This is a genomic window from Streptomyces pimonensis, from assembly GCF_041380215.1.
Classification (GTDB): Bacteria; Actinomycetota; Actinomycetes; order Streptomycetales; family Streptomycetaceae; genus Streptomyces; species Streptomyces pimonensis.
This window is the reverse complement of sequence record NZ_JAHWZY010000009.1, coordinates 23,609-43,814: the sequence shown is the minus strand read 5'-3', so window position 1 is coordinate 43,814 and position 20,206 is coordinate 23,609. Positions and strand designations below refer to the sequence as shown.

Genomic DNA, 20,206 nt, shown 5'->3' with positions numbered 1-20,206 from the left:
GATGCGTCACCCCCCGCTGTGGAGGCGGGCTGCCCCGTGTCAGCCGCCTCCCCCACCGCATCCGCCGCCCCCGCAGGACGACCCGCCCCCGCAGGACGATCCCCCGTCGGAGCCCGACGACGAGCCGCAGGCCCCGCCGCCTCCGCCGCTGCCCCCGTCGCCCGCCCACCAGCTGTCGCGGCCCTTGCCGCGACGGCCCGGACGGCCTGCGCCCATCCGTCGTGCGGGCCTGCGCGCCGCGCTCGTGAAGGCCCCGGCCAGCACCGCGAAGAGCGCCACCAGGATGATGCCGATGACCATGGCGTCACCCTCCTTCCGTTCCCCCGTGATCCCCCGAAGCAGCCCCCTGTGGGTGCCTCGCTCACGTGTGTGACCGGGAGATGCCCTCCGCCCGCGCGGCCCAAAGCGGAGTTGAGGAACTCCAGAGCTTCGGCGCAGGATGACCGCCATGACCTCCAGCGCGCGCCCCCTCCTGAACCGCCGGCTCGCCGAGTTCGGGACGACGATCTTCGCCGAGATGTCCGCCCTGGCCCTGCGGACCGGATCCGTCAACCTGGGCCAGGGCTTCCCCGACACCGACGGCCCCGAGGAGGTCAGGGAGGCCGCCGTACGCGCCCTGCGGGACGGCCGCGGCAACCAGTACCCGCCGGGCCCCGGCGTCCCCGAACTGCGCACCGCCGTCGCCGCGCACCAGAAGCGCCGCTACGGCCTCACCGTCGATCCCGACACCGAGGTCCTGGTCACCGCCGGCGCCACCGAGGCGATCGCCGCCGCCCTGCTCGCCCTGGTGGAACCCGGCGACGAGGTGATCGCCCTCGAGCCGTACTACGACTCCTACGCGGCCTGCATCGCCATGGCGGGCGGCGCCCGCGTCCCGGTCACGCTCCGCCCGCGCGAGGGCCGCTTCCGCCTCGACCTCGACGAACTGCGCGACGCCGTCACCGACCGCACCCGCCTGCTCCTGCTCAACACCCCGCACAACCCGACCGGCACGGTCCTCACCCGCGGGGAACTGGCCGCGATCGCCGAGCTCGCGGTGGAACGCGACCTGCTCGTCGTGACCGACGAGGTCTACGAGCACCTGGTCTTCGACGGCGCCGAACACCTCCCCCTGTCCACCTTCCCGGGCATGCGGGACCGCACGGTGACCATCTCCAGCGCGGGCAAGACCTTCTCCTTCACCGGCTGGAAGGTCGGCTGGGTCACGGCGGCCCCGGAACTGGTCACGGCGGTCCGCTCGGCCAAGCAGTTCCTCACCTACGTCTCCGCGGGCCCCTTCCAGTACGCGGTCGCCGAGGCTCTCGCCCTGCCCGAGTCGTACTTCACCGGCTTCCGCGCGGACATGCTCGCCAAGCGCGACGTCCTGGCGGCGGGCCTGGAGGAGGCCGGCCTGACCGTCTACCGCCCGTCCGGCACCTACTTCGTCACCGCCGACATCCGCCCCCTGGGCGAGAGCGACGGCATCGCCTTCTGCCGCTCCCTCCCCGAGCGCGCGGGCGTCGTCGCCATCCCCACGGCCGTCTTCTACGACCACCGCGAACTGGGCGCCCCCTTCGTCCGCTTCGCCTTCTGCAAGCAGCGGTCCGTACTGGAGGAGGCCTCCCGCCGCCTCAAGGCCGCTGTGGCCCGCTGAGCGAGGACCGTCTTCCGTGCCGCTGCGGGTCCGGGCCACCCGCGCCCCGCCCCGCGGGCCGGCCTCTCGCCCGGGTGACGCGGGCCTTCCGGCGGGGAGGGCGGGCGGTCCTTCCTCCCTGTTTTTCGCCCCGCCGCCTCGGGGCGGGGCGGCCGGTGGCTTCATGACGGACGCCGGGCCACCGCCTCGACACGCGTCCCGGCCTACGCCGGGTTGCCGTTCAGCTTGCGCCGCTCCCAGCGGTTGGGGTGGCGGACGACCACTCCCGCCATGCCGCCGGACCCGGTGAGCCGGATCAGCGGGGTTCCCGGAAGCCGGTCGGAAGTGGTCCTGTCCCTCAGACCGCCGAGGCCGGGGTCCAGGGCGCCGGTGTCCGCGGCCCAGCCGTCGGGGATGACGATCGTGACACCGGCCGCCTCCCCGTACGCCTCCACCGTGACCTCCGGGAGGCGGCACTCGACCCGGGTGAAGTCGAGCTTCACGCCCCCCATGCCTCCGTGAGCGATCACGTGCCCGGGGACTTCCCAGCGTCCGGGGCCCCGGGACGCCCCGTGGAGGCCGCCCTTGAGCACCAGGGGCTGCTGCCGGCTCCCGGCCGGCTCCCGCCTCGGCAGGTCGGCGGTCAGGACGGCCAGCTCGGCGTAGGTCCTGGAGGTCAGCGCCTGCTCCAGGCGCGCATCCAGCTCATCGAGATCGATGCGCCCCTCGGCCGCCGCGTCGCGCAGCTGCTCCACCACCGCTTCCCGGTCGTCGTGGGAGGCGCGCATCTCGCCCGGGGGGACGGGGTGCGGAAAGGGCTCGGGGTACTGGGCTGTCATGGCCACAAGAGTAAGCAGTCGGCGGGCCGAGCGGGCCGTAACCGCGGGCGGGGTACGGGAAGAGCCCGCCCCGGGGCCGGCCGTGGTGCGGTCGGCGTCCGGGGCGGGCTCTTCCCGCGCACGGCGGGTGCCTGCCGGCACCCGCCGAGACGTCGTGTCCGGAGACGGACTACTCGTCGTCCTCGGGCTTGTCCGCCTCGTTGATCTCCTGCTCCAGGCCGAGCTGCTCGACGAGCCACTTGTCGAACTCGATCGCGGCCCGCACCCAGCTCACCGTCGACGAGACGAAGTACTCCAGGCTGACGCCCATGCCGATCAGCATCTGGGCCTCACCGATGAGGCGGACCGTGCCGTCGTCGTGGGTGTGGGTGTAGACCTTGGGCCACAGGGTGCGCCGGTTCCAGTCGTCGACGGACTCGAGCAGCTGGGGCTTCTCGTCGATCTGGTGCGGCCGGTCGTAGAACGTCCGGACGGAGAAGATCTGCTGGTCGCCCTCACCGCGGAACATGAAGTAGGTGCGGAACTGCTCCCACGGCGCCGCGAGGTCACCCTCGTCGTCGACGACGTACTTGAGCTCCATCTGGTCGAGGAGCTGCTTCACGAGGTCCTGATCCGGGACGACGGGGCCCGCCGGTCCTTGCGGCTGCGGCTCGGGCTGGCCCCCGAAATTCGGAATCGAGGACGGGTCGATGGTCACCGTGAATTTCCCTTCGTACGGATTCCGCCATCCTCCCCCATACGGGGAGGGGGGTGGCAAGCCCCGACGGGCCTGTCAGCCGTGGGCTGACCCGATCCGGTCAATGCCGGGGTACCCGGTACGGGTCGGGCCCAACGTTCCCGGGGGGAACATCGGGCCCGAAGGCGGAAGCATCAGCCGGAGTCACTCACCGGTGGCCGGGCCCACCAGGAGGCCGTCCTCGTAGCGGTCCACGCGGACCGTGTCGCCGTCCTTGATCTCGCCGGCCAGGATCTCCCTGGCGAGGCGGTCGCCGATGGCGGTCTGGACGAGGCGGCGCAGCGGGCGGGCGCCGTAGGCGGGGTCCAGGCCCTCCTCGGCGAGCCACTCCAGCGCCTCGGGGGTGACGTCCAGGGCGAGGCGGCGTTCGGCGAGGCGGCGGGCCAGGCCGTCGAGCTGGAGCCGCGCGATGCGTGCCAGTTCGGGCTTGGTCAGCGCCGAGAAGACGACCAGGTCGTCGAGGCGGTTGAGGAACTCGGGCTTGAAGGAGGCGCGGACCACCTCCAGGACCTGCTCCCGCTTCTCCGTCTCGGTGGTGAGCGGGTCGACCAGGTACTGGCTGCCCAGGTTGGACGTCAGCACCAGGATGGTGTTGCGGAAGTCGACGGTGCGGCCCTGGCCGTCGGTGAGGCGGCCGTCGTCGAGCACCTGGAGCAGGATGTCGAAGACCTCGGGGTGCGCCTTCTCGACCTCGTCGAGGAGGACGACGCTGTAGGGGCGGCGGCGGACGGCCTCGGTGAGCTGGCCGCCCTCCTCGTAGCCGACGTAGCCGGGTGGGGCGCCGACCAGCCGGGCCACGCTGTGCTTCTCGCTGTACTCGGACATGTCGATGCGGACCATCGCCCGCTCGTCGTCGAAGAGGAAGTCGGCGAGGGCCTTCGCCAGCTCGGTCTTGCCGACGCCCGTCGGGCCGAGGAAGAGGAAGGAGCCGGTGGGGCGGTCGGGGTCGGCGATGCCGGCCCGGGAGCGCCGTACGGCGTCGGAGACGGCGCGCACGGCCTCGGCCTGGCCGATGAGGCGCCTGCCGAGTTCGTCCTCCATGCGGAGCAGTTTCTGGGTCTCGCCCTCCATCAGGCGGCCGGCCGGGATGCCGGTCCAGGAGGCGACGACGTCGGCGATGTCGTCGGCGCCGACCTCCTCCTTGACCATGGTGTCCCTGGATACCTCCTCCTCGGCCTCGGAGGCGGCCTCCAGGTCGCGTTCGAGTGTGGGGATCTCGCCGTAGAGCAGTTTGGAGGCGGTGTCGAAGTCGCCGTCGCGCTGGGCGCGTTCGGCCTGTCCGCGCAGTTCGTCGAGCTTCTCCTTCAGTTCGCCGACCCGGTTGAGGGACTGCTTCTCCTTCTCCCAGCGGGCGTTGAGGCCGCGCAGTTCCTCCTCCTTGTCGGCGAGGTCGCGGCGCAGGCGCTCCAGGCGTTCGAGGGAGGCGGCGTCGGTCTCCTTGCCGAGGGCGAGTTCCTCCATCTTCAGCCGGTCGACGGCGCGCTGGAGTTCGTCGATCTCGACGGGCGAGGAGTCGATCTCCATGCGGAGGCGGCTGGCGGCCTCGTCGACGAGGTCGATGGCCTTGTCGGGGAGGAAGCGGGAGGTGATGTAGCGGTCGGAGAGGGTGGCGGCGGCGACGAGGGCGCTGTCGGCGATCTGGACCTTGTGATGGGCCTCGTAGCGGCCCTTGAGGCCGCGGAGGATGGCGATGGAGTCCTCGACGGTCGGTTCGGCGACGAGGGTCTGCTGGAAGCGGCGTTCGAGGGCCGGGTCCTTCTCGATGCGTTCGCGGTACTCGTCGAGGGTGGTGGCGCCGACCATGCGGAGTTCGCCGCGGGCGAGCATGGGCTTGAGCATGTTGCCGGCGTCCATCGCGGAGTCGCCGCCGGCGCCGGCGCCGACGACGGTGTGGAGTTCGTCGATGAAGGTGATGATCCGGCCGTCGGAGTCCTTGATCTCGGCGAGGACGGTCTTGAGGCGTTCCTCGAACTCGCCGCGGTACTTGGCGCCGGCGACCATGGCGCCGAGGTCGAGGGCGACCAGCCGCTTGTTCTTCAGCGACTCGGGGACGTCGCCCTTGACGATGCGCTGGGCGAGGCCCTCCACGACGGCGGTCTTGCCGACGCCCGGCTCGCCGATCAGCACCGGGTTGTTCTTGGTACGGCGGGAGAGGACCTGCACCACGCGCCGGATCTCCTGGTCGCGTCCGATGACGGGGTCGAGCCTGCCCTCGCGGGCGGCGGCGGTGAGGTCGGCGCCGAACTTCTCCAGGGCCTTGTACCGGCCCTCGGGGTCGGCGGTGGTCACCCGGCGGGCTCCGCGCGCCTTCTGGAAGGCGTCCTGCAGCTTCCTGGCGGTGGCGCCCTGCTGCGACAGCACCTCGCCGGCGGCTCCGCCCTTGGCGGCGATGCCGATGAGGAGGTGTTCGGTGGAGAGGTACTCGTCGCCGAGGTCGCGGGCGCGGGACTGGGCGTCCGCGATGACGGCGAGCAGTTCACGGTTGGGCTGGGGCGGCGCCACGGTGGACCCGGTGACGCTCGGCAGGCCCGCGAGGACGCGCTCGGCCCCGGAGCGCACGGCGGCCTGGTCGGCGTCGACCGCGGCGAGCAGGTCCGTGATGTTCTCGTTCTCCTGCCCGGCGAGCAGGGAGAGCAGCAGGTGGGCGGGGGTGAGGTCGGGGTGTCCCTCGGCCACGGCCCGGTTTCCGGCGCTCTGGATCGCTTCCCGGCTCCGGTTGGTCAGCTCGGCGTCCACGGTATCCGTTCTCCTCCTTGCGGTGACCCTTCAGCGGCCTTCGTGGCTGACTCGGTCAACGTACACAAACTTGAGTCTATTCCACTCAAGGTGGCGGACGGGAGTACGACGGGGGCTAAGTTCCGGTCCATGACCACCACGTACTCGGTAGATCCGGGCGATCCGGACGCGTCGTACCTCAGCTTCTGGCGCGAGAGGCACCTGTGCACGCTGACCACCCTCCGCCCGGACGGCACCCCGCACCTGGTACCCGTCGGAGTGACATACGACCCCGGGGCGCGGATCGCCCGGGTGATCGCCAGCGGGACGAGCGCGAAGGTGCGCCATGTGCGGGCGGCGGGGGACCGGGGCGCGGCCGTCGCGGTCTGCCAGGTGGACGGCCGGCGGTGGGCCACGCTGGAGGGACGGGCCGTGGTCCGCACGGACCCGGAGCGCGTCGCGGAGGCGGAGCGGCGGTACGCGGAGCGCTACGGGCGGACGCCACGGCCGAACCCGTCCCGGGTGGTCATCGAGATCGCGCTCACGCGCGCGATGGGGCGCGGGTGAGGCCGGCCGTGCGGCCCGTGTACCGCGCGGCGACTTCCGGCCATCACGCGGCCGGGCAGATACCCGGACATGTCCGGGAAAACTGCAGCGGCGTCACCGTGTTCAGGTCACGGTGACGCCGCTGCGGGGGGAAGCACCTGCGCGATCTTTTACGACGGGGGAATCGCGTCAGGCACTGCGGGGGGTGGCCGAGATGGTCCGGGAGACAGGGGAGCCGGACTCCACCTGCCGATGGTCCCGCTGGTCCAGGTTCACAAAGATCATTCCGTACCGGACGGCACACCGTACGGGCTTCGGCGCCCCCCTGGGCCGCCGCAGGCACCGGTACGCCCGTACGTCCCCGTCCTCGTCGCGGGTGACGACGACCGGTTCACCGAAGACGGTCACCATCAACGAGTCACCGCTGTGGGGGATGGCGGTGACCAGGTCGATGAAGTGCCATCCGGACCGGTAGGCGGTCGCCATCTCCCGGCGGAAGGACCGGTCGTCGGGTGGAGTAGCCATGTCAAGCCCACACGCTGTCGTCCGTACGCGCGGGGCCGGCGGCCCACACGCTGTCGGCCGCAGGTGCGTCCTGCGCGATGATCGGCGGCCACACACTGTCCGCCCGGACGTCTTCCTTCGCCTCGGAGAGGCCGCCCGCTATCCCGAAGGCCACACCGACGGAGAAGGCGGCGACAAGCACCGAGCGAAGCATTTTCTTACCCATAGTCGGCTTCGTCCTCACTTGAAGGTCCCCTCTGTCCCCCGTCGAGTACGACGATGGCTCATTCGGGCACATCATGGCCACACGATCGGTGCATCATGTTCCTGCATGTTCAGGACCCTGTGGGGTGGAGATTTGGGAACAAAACAGACCAAGGCGGTACATCCTCACGCGGTGACTGAGCTGTGCGAGGAGGGGGGGCGACTGTACGCGAATGCTCTGCGCGCGGGACGTATCGCCCGCGCCGACGTGGAACCCGCGCCCTGCTTGATGGACTTCGCCCTCCTTCACCCGGATCCCGACGATGCGCGGTGGTTGCGGCCGGTGCTTCCCTCGATCGCGCTGGCCCAGCGATTGAGCCCCATAGAACGGGAGATCACCGAACGCAGGCGCCTGTCGATAGAGCTCGCCGACACTTTCGAGCCGTTCATGTCCCTGAGCGCCCAGGAGATCGCTCCCACCCACGCGATCACGGTGCTCGAGGGCAACGACCGCATCAACAGCGCGCTGGACCTGGCCACCGCACAGTGCCGCGCGGAGATGCTCACCGTCCAGCCGAGCGGGTACCGGCCCGAGCGCAGCCTGCTCCAGGGGTTCGAGCGCGACCGGCTGCTCACCGAACGCGGCGTGCGCATACGCACCCTCTACCAGCACACCGCCCGGTTCAACCCCGAGCGCCTCTCCTACGTCGAGCAGTTCGCCAAGGGGAGGGCGGAGTACCGCACCATCGACGAGCTGGTGGAGCGCCTCATCATCTGCGACGAGGCGGTCGCCTTCATCCCCGTGCGCGACGACCGTCAGGTCGCCCTGGAACTGCGGCACACCGGCCTCGTCCGTTACCTGATCAAGGTCTTCGAGTTCATGTGGAGCCGCGCGGTCCCGCTGGCCGCCGGCACCCCCTACGAGACCGCGCCCGACGGCATACCGGAGATCCAGCACTCCATCGCCAAACTCCTGGTGGAGGGCCACGTGGACGAGGCCATCGCCCGCCGCCTCGGCATGAACGTACGGACCTGCCGCGCCCACATCGCCAAGCTCGCCGCCACTCTCGGCAGCGGCAGCCGGGCCCAACTCGGCTACCTCATCGCGGAGTCCGGGATCCTGAACCAGGAGGGAGCAGCGGAGTGACCCCGCCGGCTCGGGCGGGCCGCCTCACCGGGCGGGCCGGGCCCCCCGGCCGGGCGAAGTGGCGGCGGAGCGCCGGAAGCCGTCCAGTCCGGCCTGGGCGATGCGGACGCCCAGCTGTGTGCGGCTGGCCGCGCCCAGCGTCTCCGACAGGCGGGCGATGTGCGCCCGGCAGGTCCGCACGCTGATGCCCAGCCGCTCCGCGATCACCGCGTCCTGGTGGCCCTCCGCGAGCAGGGACGCGATGGACCGCTCCCGGTGCGAGACGCCCTCGATGCCGGTCTCGGGCAGCGGGGCGGTCAGCGGGATGGCGAGCCGCCACAGCCGGTCGAAGACCGTGCCCAGGTACTCCACCAGCGCCGGGTGGCGCAGCTCCAGCGCCATGGTGCGCTCGGCGTTGGCGGGGATGAAGGCGACCGTGCGGTCGAAGAGGATCAGCCGGTCGATCACCTCGTCCAGCGTGCGCGCCTCCACCGCGTCGCCCATCAGCTCCAGGTAGCTGAGCAGCCCGTGCCCGTGCCGGGCGACGTGCGTGTACAGGTCCCGCATGCGCACGCCCCGGCCGCGCAGCGTCGTCGCCCGGTGCAGGCCCTCCGACAGCTCCGCCTCGCGCCGGATGCCGCCCGGCTGGACGGTGAGCACCTCGGTGGTGCACGCCTGTGTCGCCTCGTCCATCGCGGCCTGGATACGGGCCAGCCCGTCCAGCACCCTGATCGCCGGGCCCTCCGCCGCGGACCGTGACGCGGGCACCGGGCGGTCCAGACCGGCGTACCACTCGAAGGCCTCGACGGCCGAGCCGACCCGGCGCTGGCTCGCGCTCACCTCGTCGTACATCCCGCGCAGCAGCCGGGCCATGACCTCCTGCGGGGAGGTGGGGACGAGCCAGTCCATGTCGTCGGGGTCGGGGTGCAGCAGGGCCAGTTCCAGCAGGCAGGGCACCGGCTCCGCGTCCCGGCGCGGCAGCCGTCCGCGCCGTACGGCCCGGGAATACACGCGATCCCCGGCCTCGCACAGTCGGTCAGCACCGTGTGGATGCCCGTCCGTCCCGTGCCCGGCCATCGCCCGTCCCACCCTCGGTTCAGCCCCTTTCCGAAGCGCAACTATGCGCGGCGGGAACCGGCTGTGCAACACGGGCGGAGCCCGCCGCCGGTCGAGGGACCGGCGGGTGGCCGGATATCGACGGGCGGCTACTTCAGTCCGGCCGCCTCGCAGGCCGCCGCGAACTCGGCGGTGCAGATGTCCGAGACCTTGTAGATCCCGTCGGCGATCACGGTCTCCTCGATGTTGTCCTTCGTCAGCGCGACCACGGGCACGAGCTGCGCAGGGACGTCCCTGTCGGTGGGGCTGTTCACCCGGTCGCGGGTCAGCGCGTCGAACTGGATGCCCTTGCCCTGGACCTTCGCCACGGCCATCTCGGCGGCGCTCTCGGCCTCGTCCGGGTAGGACTTGTACACGCTCATGTACTGCTCGCCGACGAGGATGCGCTGCACCGCCGCGAGTTCGGCGTCCTGGCCGGTGATCGGGGGCAGCTCGGTCACGCCGGCGGCCTTCAGCGCCTTGACGATGCCGCCCGCCATGCCGTCGTTGGCGGAGTAGACCGCCCTGATCTCGCCCGCACCGATCGCGTTGATCGCCTCGGCCATGTTGGCCTGGGCGTTCTCCGGCTTCCAGTCCTCGGTGTCGTAGGACTTGGCGATCGTCACCTTGTCCTTGAACTCGGAGAGCGCGCTCGCCTTGAACTGCTTGGCGTTGGGGTCGGTGGGCGAACCGTTCATCATCACGATCTTGTCGGTGACGGCGGTCTCCCCGAGCGACTCCAGCAGGGAACGTCCCTGCACCTCGCCGACCAGCCCGTTGTCGAAGGAGATGTACGCGTCGATCGGGCCCTCGGCGAGACGGTCGTAGGCGATGACGGGGATGCCCGCGTCCTTGGCCTTCCGCACGCTGTCCCCGATGCCGTGCGCGTCGACCGGGTCCAGCACGATGACGTCGACCTTGTCGTCGATCATCTGCTGCATCTGGCTCGCCTGCTTGTCGGCGTCCGCCTCGGCGTTGGCGTACTCGACGGTGCCCTTCTTGTTGGTGAGCGACTCCACCTTCGCCTTGAAGATGGGGTAGTCGAACTGCTCGTACCGGGTGTTGGTCTTCTCCGGGAGCAGCAGCCCGACGGTGATGTCGTCGCCCTTGCCCGGACTCGCGTCGTCGCTGCTCCCCGTCGCGTTGAGCACGCCGCATCCGGCGAGCATGACGGACATGGAGGTGGCGGCCACGGATATGGCGATACGACGCATGCGGAGGCTCACTTCAGGTGCGTTTCGGACGTGGGCACGACTTTGCGGCCCATGTGACTGAAAAGCCAACCCTCAGCCCTCATCTGCGTCAAGGTCGGCCGCTTAACGAGATGGACACGGCACGGTGTGCCGAACTCGTGAGAGACCCGCGGACGTCCGGCGAGGATCTTCTGGACACGCAACTACACGATAGTCACACACGTATCCGTGCATAAGCCGGGAGGCCCGGAGGTCCGCTCGACCTCCGGGCCTCCCGGCACTCCGCGCCCGCGCCTCAGTCCGGCTGCTGCCGCTTGGGCCGCCACACCACCAGCGCGCTGGTCTGCTGCATCTCCTGGTACGGCACCAGGTCGCGGCGGTACGAGGCGTGCACCGCGGCCTCGCGCTGCCGCATCGCCGTGGCCGCCCCGTCGAGGGCGCCCTCCAGTTCGGCCACACGGGACTGGAGGGCGGCGACCTGGTTCTCCAGTTCGATGATGCGCTTGATCCCGGCCAGGTTGATGCCCTCGTCCTGCGACAGCTGCTGCACCTGACGGAGCAGTTCGATGTCACGGGCCGAGTAACGGCGGCCCCGGCCGGCCGTGCGGTCCGGCGACACGAGACCCAGCCGGTCGTACTGGCGCAGCGTCTGCGGGTGCAGACCGGAGAGCTGGGCCGCCACCGAAATGACGTAGACCGGGGTGTCCTGGGTCAGTTCATACGGATTGCGTCGACGGCCGTCCATGCAGATCAAGCTCCCTTCGCGGCCTGGAACAGCTCCGCCCGCGGATCGTCGTCCGCGGTCGCCTCGCGATACGCCTCGAGCGCGTCACGAGCCTTCCCCGACACGTCCTTGGGAACACTCACCTCCACGGTGACCAGCAGATCACCGCGGCTGCCGTCCTTGCGGACCGCGCCCTTGCCCCGGGCCCGCATGGTGCGCCCGTTGGGCGTGCCCGGCGGCAGCTTCAGCGTGACCGGCGGACCCCCCAGTGTCGGGACCCGGATCTCGCCGCCGAGGGCGGCCTCGGGATACGTCACCGGGACCGTGACGGTGAGGTTGTCGCCCTTGCGGCCGAACACCGGGTGGGCGCCGACGTGCACGACGACGTACAGGTCGCCGGCGGGACCGCCGCGCTCGCCCGGCGCTCCCTTGCCGCGCAGCCGGATCCGCTGGCCGTCGCTGACGCCCGCGGGGATGCGCACCTGCATGGTCCGCGAGGACTTGGCCCGGCCGCTGCCCTTGCAGATCTCGCAGGGCTCCTCCGCGATCAGACCGCGGCCCTTGCAGTCGGGGCAGGGGTCGGTGAGCGAGAAGCCGCCCCCGGAGCCCCGCGCCACCTGGCCGGTGCCGACGCAGGTCGGGCACACACGCGGTGTGCCGTTCTTGTCGCCGGTGCCCGAACAGGCCTTGCAGGGCGCCTGCGACGACATCCGCAGCGGAACCGTCGCACCCTCGATCGCCTCGGTGAAGCTGAGCGTCACCTCGGACTCGATGTCCTGGCCGCGCCGCGGCTGGGTACGCGTGGCCCCCGCTCCGCCGCGGTTGAACAGGCCCCCGAAGACGTCACCCAGGCCGCCGCCGAAGCCGCCCGCCTGCTGGCCGCCGGCCTGGCCTCCGAAGAGGTCGCCCAGGTCGAAGTTGAAGGAGCCGCCGCCCGCGCCCGGCCCCGGGCGGAAACCGCCGTTGCCGAAGAGCGCGCGCGCCTCGTCGTACTCCTTGCGCTTCTTGGGGTCGCCGAGGACGTCGTTCGCCTCGGAGATCTCCTTGAACCGCTCCTCCGCCCTGACGTTGCCCTTGTTGGCGTCCGGATGGAACTCGCGGGCGAGCTTCCGGTACGCCTTCTTGATCTCGGCCTCGGTGGCGTCCTTGGGGACGCCGAGGACCTTGTAGAAGTCCTTCTCGATGAAGTCCTTGGTGCTCATCCCCGACGTCCCTCCTTCCCTGCGTCTGTTCCCACGTCAGCCCTCGTCCGGGCCACCGCTCTCCTTGTTCTCCGAGTCGGCCTGCGCCTCGGTGCTCTCCTCGGCCGGCTTGACCGTCTGCGCGCCGGGCTGCGGTTCGGCGACGGCCACCCGCGCGGGGCGGATGGTGCGCTCGCCGATGCGGTACCCCGGCTGCAGGATCGCCACGCACGTCGTCTCGGTGACGTCCGGCGCGTAGCTGTGCATCAGCGCCTCGTGGATCGTCGGGTCGAAGGGCTCGCCCTCCTTGCCGAACTGCTGGAGGCCCAGCTTGGCCACGATGGTCTCCAGCGATTCGCCGACGGACTTGAAGCCGCCGACCAGCTCGCCGTGTTCCCGCGCGCGGCCGACGTCGTCGAGCACCGGGAGCAGCTCGCTCAGGAGGTTCGCCACGGCGACCTCCTTCACCGCGATCCGGTCACGTTCGACCCGGCGCCGGTAGTTCTGGAACTCGGCCTGGAGGCGCTGGAGGTCCGCCGTGCGCTCGTTGAGCGCCGTGCGCGCCTGGTCCAGCTGGGCCACCAGTGCCGTTTCCTGGCCCGTGTCCCCGGCCGGGGCCGCCCCCTCCTCCTCGGAGGGCTGGGCGGCGGCCTTCGGCTCGGCTTCCTCGGAGGGGACGTCGGGCTGCTGCGACTGCTCGTCGAAGCCCGGGGTCTCCTCGGTCACGCCGCACCGTCCTTGCGGTCCTCGTCGACGATCTCCGCGTCGACGACGTCGTCGTCGGCCTTGGCCTCACCGGGGCCCGCGGACGCGCCGCCGGCCGCCTGGGCGCCCTGGGCGTCGGCGTACATGGCCTGGCCCAGCTTCTGGGAGACGGCCGCGACCTTCTCCGTGGCGGTGCGGATCTCGGCGGTGTCCTCGCCCTTGAGCTTCTCCTTCAGCTCGGCGACGGCGGTCTCGACCTCGGTCCTGACGTCACCGGGGACCTTGTCCGCGTTGTCGCTGAGGAACTTCTCGGTCTGGTAGACGAGCTGCTCGCCCTGGTTGCGGGACTCGGCGGCCTCGCGGCGGGCGTGGTCCTCCTCCGCGTACTTCTCGGCCTCCTGGCGCATCCGGTCGACCTCGTCCTTCGGCAGCGAGGAGCCGCCGGTGACGGTCATCTTCTGCTCCTTGCCCGTGCCCAGGTCCTTCGCGGTCACGTGCATGATGCCGTTGGCGTCGATGTCGAAGGAGACCTCGATCTGCGGGACGCCGCGCGGCGCCGGGGGCAGACCGGTCAGCTCGAACATGCCGAGCTTCTTGTTGTACGCCGCGATCTCGCGCTCGCCCTGGTAGACCTGGATCTGCACGGACGGCTGGTTGTCCTCGGCCGTGGTGAAGATCTCGGAGCGCTTCGTCGGGATCGTGGTGTTGCGCTCGATCAGCTTGGTCATGATGCCGCCCTTGGTCTCGATGCCGAGGGACAGCGGGGTGACGTCGAGCAGCAGGACGTCCTTGACCTCGCCCTTGAGCACACCGGCCTGGAGGGCGGCGCCGATCGAGACGACCTCGTCCGGGTTCACACCCTTGTTGGCCTCCTTGCCGCCGGTCAGCTCCTTGACGAGCTCGGCGACGGCGGGCATGCGGGTGGAACCGCCGACGAGGACCACGTGGTCGATCTCGGACAGCTGGATGCCGGCGTCCTTGACGACGTTGTGGAACGGCGTCTTGCAGCGCTCGAGCAGGTCCGCGGTCAGCTGCTGGAACTGGGCGCGGGTCAGCTTCTCGTCGAGGTGCAGGGGGCCCTCGGCGGAGGCGGTGATGTAGGGGAGGTTGATCGTGGTCTCGGTGGACGAGGACAGCTCGATCTTCGCCTTCTCGGCGGCCTCGCGCAGACGCTGCAGCGCCATCTTGTCCTTGGCCAGGTCCACGCCGTGCCCGGACTGGAACTGCTTGACCAGGTAGTCGACGACGCGCTGGTCCCAGTCGTCACCACCGAGGTTGTTGTCACCGTTGGTGGCCTTCACCTCGACGACACCGTCGCCGATCTCCAGCAGGGAGACGTCGAACGTGCCGCCACCGAGGTCGAAGACCAGGATGACCTGCTCGTCCTTGTCGAGGCCGTACGCCAGGGCGGCGGCCGTCGGCTCGTTGACGATGCGCAGCACGTTCAGGCCGGCGATCTCGCCGGCCTCCTTGGTGGCCTGACGCTCGGCGTCGTTGAAGTACGCCGGGACGGTGATGACCGCGTCCGTGACCTTCTCGCCCAGGTACGCCTCGGCGTCACGCTTCAGCTTCTGCAGCACGAAGGCGCTGATCTGCTGCGGGTTGAAGTCCTTGCCGTCCAGGTTGATCTTCCAGTCGGTGCCCATGTGGCGCTTGACCGACCGGATGGTCCTGTCGACGTTGGTGACCGCCTGACGCTTGGCCACCTCGCCGACCAGCACCTCACCGTTCTTGGCGAAGGCGACGACGGACGGCGTGGTCCTGGCGCCCTCGGCGTTGGTGATGACGGTGGGCTCGCCGCCCTCCAGAACGCTGACGACGGAGTTAGTCGTGCCCAGGTCGATGCCGACCGCACGTGCCATTTCGATTCCTCCAGCTGACTTGAGTGGAACAGACTCAAGCATGCATGACACCCGGCGCGGGGTCAACAGAGCTGAGTCGAGCAGACTCAAGTCTTATCCGCTCCTTACACGCAACTGCCTTGTGACCTGGGACGAAGCCTCGGAAGATCGTTGACGAGGGCGGAAAACAGGGGTGAGGGGAAGGCGGACGAGCGCGAGGACGACCACCATGACCACCGCCGCCACCCACACCACCGCACCCCCGGACACCCGTCCGGTGTGGACGGCCACCCCTACGAGCACCCCGCCCAGCGCCCCGCCGCCGAGCAGCACGGTCACCGCGCGGGGGGCGAGTCCGAGCCGCCGCAGCCGGTGTCCGAGGTGGTCCGGCCGGCCGCGGGTCAGCGGCCACCGGGAGAGCCGTCGCGCGAGGACCACCAGTACGGCGTCGGCGCACGCCACGGCCGTCAGGGCGAACAACACCCCGGCGCCGGCCGCCGTTCCCTGTCCGGCCCGCACGAACACCGCCGCCGAGGCCACCACGAACCCCGCGAACAGCGAGCCGCCCGAGCCGAGGCCGGCCCGTGCGGGATGCCAGTTGTGCAGCAGGAACCCGGCGAGCGCGGCGGCCAGCACGCCCGTCAGCACCGCGATCCCGTCCATCAGCTCGGCCGCCGCGCAGGCCGCCACCCCGAACGCGGTCACCGCCCCCACGGTGCCGGCCAGTCCGTCCGCGTGGTCGAGCCCCCGGAACGCGGCGGTGACCGCCACGATCCACCCCACGGCGAGCACTCCCCGCACCACCCCGGTCTCCGCGTACGGCACGACGAGCGCCGCCGCCACGGCCGTAGCGGTGAGCGGGATCCACCACCGCAGCCGCCACACGTCGGCGGCCAGCCCGAGCACGCCGATCCAGGCCCCGGCGGTCAGCAGCCGCCCGATCCCGGTGCCGAGCGGCGCGAGTCCCGCACGGTCGCCGAGCCCCGCCACCAGCCCGGTCGCGAGCACGACGGCCGTCCCCCCGGACAGCGGCACCGCCAGACGGCGTCTGCGGTCCAGGATTCCCAGGCGCAGGGCGGGGACCCGCAGCGCTTCCGTGAGCAGGGCGGAGAGCAGCAGGGCGGTGGCGGCGGCGGCGATCCCGTAGAGCACGGATATAAGTTAGGGGTATATGGACTGATTTAGCGTGAATAACACGATCCGATCCCGGACGCCACCCGGGAGGCCCCGGAAGGCGCCGCCATAGGCGACCCTGAGCGATTCAGATCACCCCGCGCCCGGCTACAGTGCGACCGGAGATGGGGGTAATCTCGAACGGACTGCATAAGTTACCGCTTAGTAATCTCGGGGAATCCGTAGTGGATCCCCCGTCGGAGTCCCGAGAATCCCTCGTCAAACCCCTCGCAGGCCCGAGGAGCCCCCATGCAACTCGCCGCGATCATCGTGTCGCTGGTCCTGACCGTGGTCGGCGTCGCGCTGCTCGCACGCGCGATCGGCCAGTTCGTCCGGTACTTCAAGCTGGGTCAGCCGGTCCCGGCGGGCGCCCGGACCGACAACCCCTACCAGCGCAGTGTGACCCTGGTACGGGAGTTCCTCGGCCACACCCGCATGAACCGGTGGGGTGTCGTCGGCATCGCCCACTGGTTCGTCGCCGTCGGCTTCCTGACGCTGCCGCCGACCATCGTCACCGCCTACGGCCAGCTCTTCGAGGCCGACTGGGTGCTGCCGGTGCTGGGCGGCTTCCTGCCGTACGAGCTGTACATCGAGTTCATCAGCGCGATGACGACCCTCGGCATCCTCGCGCTGATCGTCATCCGGCTGCTGAGCCTGCCCTCGCGGCCGGGCCGCAAGTCGCGGTTCACGGGCTCCAAGATGGGCCAGGCGTACTTCGTCGAGTACGTCATCCTCACCATCGGCCTGGCGATCTACGTGCTGCGCGGCCTGGAGGGCGCGCTGCACCACGTGGACGGCTACGAGGCCGCGTACTTCGCCTCGTACCCGCTGGTCCTGGCCTTCGAGGGCCTGTCCGTCGCGACGCTGCAGAACCTGGTCTACCTGTTCGCGATGATCAAGCTGAGCACGACCATGATCTGGATGATCACGGTCAGCCTGAACACCAACATGGGTGTGGCCTGGCACCGCTTCCTCGCCTTCCCCAACATCTGGTTCAAGCGCGAGGCCACCGGCGGGACCGCCCTGGGCGCCCTCCAGCCCATGACCTCCGGCGGCAAGGCGATCGACTTCACCGACCCCGGTGACGACGACGTCTTCGGCGTCTCCCAGGTCGAGCAGTTCTCCTGGAAGGGCCTGCTGGACTTCTCCACCTGCACCGAGTGCGGCCGCTGCCAGTCGCAGTGCCCCGCCTGGAACACCGGCAAGCCGCTCTCCCCCAAGCTGCTGATCATGTCCCTGCGCGACCACGCGCACGCCAAGGCCCCCTACCTGCTGGCCGGCGGCGGAAAGACGGCGGAGGGCGAGGAGCAGGCGTCCGAGGAGCAGCTGGCGGGCGTGCCCGCGGCCGCCCTCGCGGAGGCCGAGCGCCCGCTGGTCGGCACCGCCGAGGAGAACGGCGTCATCGACCCGGACGTCCTGTGGTCCTGCACCACCTGCGGCGCCTGCGTCGAGCAGTGCCCCGTCGACATCGAGCACGTCGACCACATCGTCGACATGCGCCGCTACCAGGTGATGATCGAGTCCGCGTTCCCGTCCGAGGCGGGCACGATGCTCAAGAACCTGGAGAAGAAGGGCAACCCCTGGGGCCTGGCCAAGAAGCAGCGCCTGGAGTGGACCAAGGAGGTCGACTTCGAGGTCCCGGTCGTCGGCAAGGACATCGAGGACCTGTCCGAGGTCGAGTACCTGTACTGGGTCGGCTGCGCCGGCGCCCTGGAGGACCGCGCCAAGAAGACCACGAAGGCCTTCGCCGAGCTGCTGCACATCGCGGGCGTCAAGTTCGCGATCATGGGCGGCGACGAGAAGTGCACCGGTGACTCCGCACGGCGCCTGGGCAACGAGCCCCTCTTCCAGGAACTCGGCATGGAGAACGTCTCCGCGCTGAACATGGCCTTCGGCGAGGAGACGGACGACGAGGGCAACGTCACCGCGGAGTCGAAGAAGCCCAGGTCGGCGAAGAGGATCGTCGCCACCTGCCCGCACTGCCTCAACACCCTCGGCAACGAGTACCCGCAGCTCGGCGGCGACTACGAGGTCATCCACCACACCCAGCTGCTCCAGCACCTGGTGGACGAGGGCAAGCTGATCCCGGTCACCCCGGTCGAGGGCATCATCACCTACCACGACCCGTGCTACCTGGGCCGCCACAACAAGATCTACACGCCCCCGCGCGAGATCATCGGCAAGGTCCCGGGCCTGCGCAACGAGGAGATGCACCGCCACAAGGAGCGGGGCTTCTGCTGCGGCGCCGGCGGCGCCCGGATGTGGATGGAGGAGCGGATCGGCAAGCGCATCAACAACGAGCGCGTCGACGAGGCCCTCTCCCTCGACCCGGACATCGTCTCCACGGCCTGCCCGTTCTGCCTGGTCATGCTGACCGACTCGGTCAACGGCAAGAAGAACGACGGCAAGGCCAAGGAGTCCGTCCAGGTCGTCGACGTCGCCCAGCTCCTGCTGGAGTCCGTCAAGACCCCGGCCGGCCCGGCGGGCGACGAGGAGAACGAGAGCGCTCCGCAGCCGGAGCCGGTGGAGTAACACGACACTCCGCCGAAGGGGCCGCCCGGAAGGGCGGCCCCTTCGGCGTGTCCACGCGCGCCCCACCACTTCGGCTCAGCCCGCGGGGGCCCGGGCGCCGGGCGGGGCGGAGGACGGGGCCGCGGGGAGTCCGGTGCGGCGGCCGATGCCGGGCTTGCGGCGGGCGGCCGTCGCAACGGGACCCCACCGTACGCCGGACGAGGTGCGGCGAAGCGGTCCCCGCGTTCGTCCGCCCCCCGGCCGCGAGGCCGGTGATGCGGCGCTCGCCGCCGGTGGGCGCGGCGGAACCGGCGCGCGGGGCGCCGGCGGCTCCCCCGACCGGCGCGGGCCTCCGTCCTCCGCAGGACCGGGCCGTCACGGCGCCCTACGCGAGACGGACGCCCCGGCTGACGACCCCTTAGGGGATGTCACAGCTCGGCCGCAAAGCCGGGCCCGAACACCGGGGTCCGGCACGTCACCGCCCGGGACCAGGTACGTTCGGTGACGTGGCTGGATTCAGGATCGGACGCGGCCGGAACAACAACGGCGCTCCTCACGCGCGACCGCAACACCCCCCGCACGGGCAGCAGACGCCGCAGGGGCCGTCGTACGGCTACCCGCAGGCGCCGCAGCCGTACCCGCAGCAGCCGTCGTACGGCGGCACCGGCGCCGGCCCCTGGCCGCACGCGAACCGCGGCCCGGGCGGACCCGGCGCTCACGGAGGCCACGGGGAGCCGGAGTACTTCGGCGACGGCGCGCACCCGCACGGCGCCCCGCACGACCCGTACGCCGCCAACAACCCGGGCCACACCCAGGCCTTCTCGATCAACGAGGACCCCTACCACCAGGGCGACACCTACCGCGCCGGCACGACCCCGCAGCCCGGCCCGGTCGGCCCCCGCCTGGGCTGGAAGGACCTGCTCAAGGGCGTCGTCCTGTCCCCCGCCCCGACGTTCCTGCGGATGCGCGACTACACGATGTGGGTCCCCGCCCTCATCGTCACCTTCCTCTACGGCCTGCTCGCCGTCTTCGGCTTCGACACCGCGCGCGAGGACGCGATCAACGCCACGCTGTCGAACGCGGTACCGATCGTCCTGACGACGGCCGTCGCGATGGTGCTCAGCGCCTTCATCCTCGGCGTGGTCACCCACACCCTGGCCCGCCAGCTCGGCGGCGACGGCGCCTGGCAGCCCACGGTCGGCCTCTCCATGCTGATCATGTCCCTCACGGACGCCCCCCGCCTGGTCTTCGCCATGTTCGCCGGCGGCGACGCGGTCTTCGTCCAGCTTCTCGGCTGGGCCACCTGGGTGGCGGCCGGCGCCCTCCTCACGGTCATGGTCAGCCGCTCCCACGACCTCCCCTGGCCGAAGGCCCTGGGTGCCTCGGCGATCCAGCTGGCCGCCCTGCTGTCGATCGTGAAGCTGGGCACGTTCTGACCCCGGCTGCGACGAAGACGAAGAAGGGGGCTCCCGGCCGGGAGCCCCCTTCTTCTTGTCCTTCT

General features: G+C 70.8%; 18 protein-coding genes. 5 read left to right on the top strand and 13 right to left on the bottom strand.

Translation table 11 applies throughout. From position 1 onward, the window contains the following. Positions 1–39: 39 nt before the first annotated feature. Complete coding sequence (locus KYY02_RS11515) at positions 40–300, bottom strand: hypothetical protein (RefSeq protein WP_371237795.1); 261 nt, start codon at positions 298–300, stop codon at positions 40–42. A 139-nt stretch (positions 301–439) separates the two neighbouring features. On the opposite strand from KYY02_RS11515, the gene KYY02_RS11510 reads away from it, so the two are divergent. Beyond that, positions 440–1,633 (top strand): pyridoxal phosphate-dependent aminotransferase, encoded by a 1,194-nt coding sequence (locus tag KYY02_RS11510; RefSeq protein ID WP_371237791.1) that lies wholly within the window; start codon positions 440–442, stop codon positions 1,631–1,633. Between the two features lie 203 nt (positions 1,634–1,836). Here the strand turns inward: KYY02_RS11510 and KYY02_RS11505 are convergent, their stop codons facing one another. The 3 genes from KYY02_RS11505 to clpB form a co-directional block, all read right to left on the bottom strand. Continuing rightward, complete coding sequence (locus tag KYY02_RS11505) at positions 1,837–2,451, bottom strand: DUF1707 SHOCT-like domain-containing protein (protein ID WP_371237788.1); 615 nt, start codon at positions 2,449–2,451, stop codon at positions 1,837–1,839. A gap of 169 nt (positions 2,452–2,620) precedes the next feature. Continuing rightward, positions 2,621–3,148, bottom strand: coding sequence for a YbjN domain-containing protein (locus tag KYY02_RS11500; RefSeq protein WP_371237784.1), 528 nt, complete (start codon positions 3,146–3,148; stop codon positions 2,621–2,623). A 183-nt stretch (positions 3,149–3,331) separates the two neighbouring features. Continuing rightward, positions 3,332–5,923, bottom strand: coding sequence for an ATP-dependent chaperone ClpB (clpB, locus tag KYY02_RS11495; protein ID WP_371237781.1), 2,592 nt, complete (start codon positions 5,921–5,923; stop codon positions 3,332–3,334). A gap of 129 nt (positions 5,924–6,052) precedes the next feature. On the opposite strand from clpB, the gene KYY02_RS11490 reads away from it, so the two are divergent. Then, the gene (locus KYY02_RS11490) at positions 6,053–6,469 is read left to right on the top strand and encodes a pyridoxamine 5'-phosphate oxidase family protein (protein ID WP_371237779.1); all 417 of its coding nucleotides are present in this window, start codon (positions 6,053–6,055) and stop codon (positions 6,467–6,469) included. Positions 6,470–6,637: 168 nt separating this feature from the next. On the opposite strand, the gene KYY02_RS11485 is transcribed toward KYY02_RS11490, so the two are convergent. Both KYY02_RS11485 and KYY02_RS11480 read right to left on the bottom strand, forming a co-directional pair. Further along, complete coding sequence (locus KYY02_RS11485; RefSeq protein WP_371237777.1) at positions 6,638–6,973, bottom strand: hypothetical protein; 336 nt, start codon at positions 6,971–6,973, stop codon at positions 6,638–6,640. A 1-nt stretch (position 6,974) separates the two neighbouring features. Further along, on the bottom strand, positions 6,975–7,178 hold the full coding sequence (locus tag KYY02_RS11480; RefSeq protein WP_371237774.1) for a hypothetical protein: 204 nt from the start codon (positions 7,176–7,178) through the stop codon (positions 6,975–6,977). 105 nt (positions 7,179–7,283) lie between these two features. Here KYY02_RS11480 and KYY02_RS11475 point away from each other — a divergent pair, with 105 nt between their 5' ends. After that, complete coding sequence (locus tag KYY02_RS11475; protein ID WP_371237773.1) at positions 7,284–8,303, top strand: helix-turn-helix transcriptional regulator; 1,020 nt, start codon at positions 7,284–7,286, stop codon at positions 8,301–8,303. Positions 8,304–8,327: 24 nt separating this feature from the next. Here the strand turns inward: KYY02_RS11475 and KYY02_RS11470 are convergent, their stop codons facing one another. The 7 genes from KYY02_RS11470 to KYY02_RS11440 form a co-directional block, all read right to left on the bottom strand. Next, positions 8,328–9,359 (bottom strand): helix-turn-helix transcriptional regulator, encoded by a 1,032-nt coding sequence (locus tag KYY02_RS11470; RefSeq protein WP_371237771.1) that lies wholly within the window; start codon positions 9,357–9,359, stop codon positions 8,328–8,330. A gap of 128 nt (positions 9,360–9,487) precedes the next feature. Beyond that, positions 9,488–10,591 (bottom strand): sugar ABC transporter substrate-binding protein, encoded by a 1,104-nt coding sequence (locus tag KYY02_RS11465; protein WP_371237769.1) that lies wholly within the window; start codon positions 10,589–10,591, stop codon positions 9,488–9,490. Positions 10,592–10,865: 274 nt separating this feature from the next. After that, positions 10,866–11,315 carry a heat shock protein transcriptional repressor HspR gene (locus tag KYY02_RS11460; RefSeq protein ID WP_371237767.1) on the bottom strand — a complete coding sequence of 150 codons (450 nt, stop codon included), beginning with the start codon at positions 11,313–11,315 and terminating at the stop codon, positions 10,866–10,868. A gap of 5 nt (positions 11,316–11,320) precedes the next feature. Then, entirely contained in the window at positions 11,321–12,496 is a 1,176-nt protein-coding gene (gene dnaJ / locus KYY02_RS11455; protein ID WP_371237766.1) for a molecular chaperone DnaJ, read from the bottom strand. Positions 12,497–12,532: 36 nt separating this feature from the next. Further along, positions 12,533–13,201 carry a nucleotide exchange factor GrpE gene (gene grpE / locus KYY02_RS11450; protein WP_371237764.1) on the bottom strand — a complete coding sequence of 223 codons (669 nt, stop codon included), beginning with the start codon at positions 13,199–13,201 and terminating at the stop codon, positions 12,533–12,535. Then, positions 13,198–15,042, bottom strand: coding sequence for a molecular chaperone DnaK (gene dnaK, locus KYY02_RS11445; protein WP_371237761.1), 1,845 nt, complete (start codon positions 15,040–15,042; stop codon positions 13,198–13,200). The genes grpE and dnaK overlap by 4 nt, the downstream gene beginning before the upstream one ends. A 93-nt stretch (positions 15,043–15,135) precedes the next feature. Then, entirely contained in the window at positions 15,136–16,173 is a 1,038-nt protein-coding gene (locus KYY02_RS11440) for an MraY family glycosyltransferase (protein WP_371237760.1), read from the bottom strand. A 270-nt stretch (positions 16,174–16,443) separates the two neighbouring features. On the opposite strand from KYY02_RS11440, the gene KYY02_RS11435 reads away from it, so the two are divergent. Both KYY02_RS11435 and KYY02_RS11430 read left to right on the top strand, forming a co-directional pair. Continuing rightward, entirely contained in the window at positions 16,444–18,726 is a 2,283-nt protein-coding gene (locus KYY02_RS11435; RefSeq protein ID WP_371237758.1) for a (Fe-S)-binding protein, read from the top strand. A 404-nt stretch (positions 18,727–19,130) separates the two neighbouring features. After that, complete coding sequence (locus tag KYY02_RS11430) at positions 19,131–20,141, top strand: Yip1 family protein (protein WP_371237756.1); 1,011 nt, start codon at positions 19,131–19,133, stop codon at positions 20,139–20,141. The last annotated feature ends 65 nt before the right edge of the window (positions 20,142–20,206 follow it).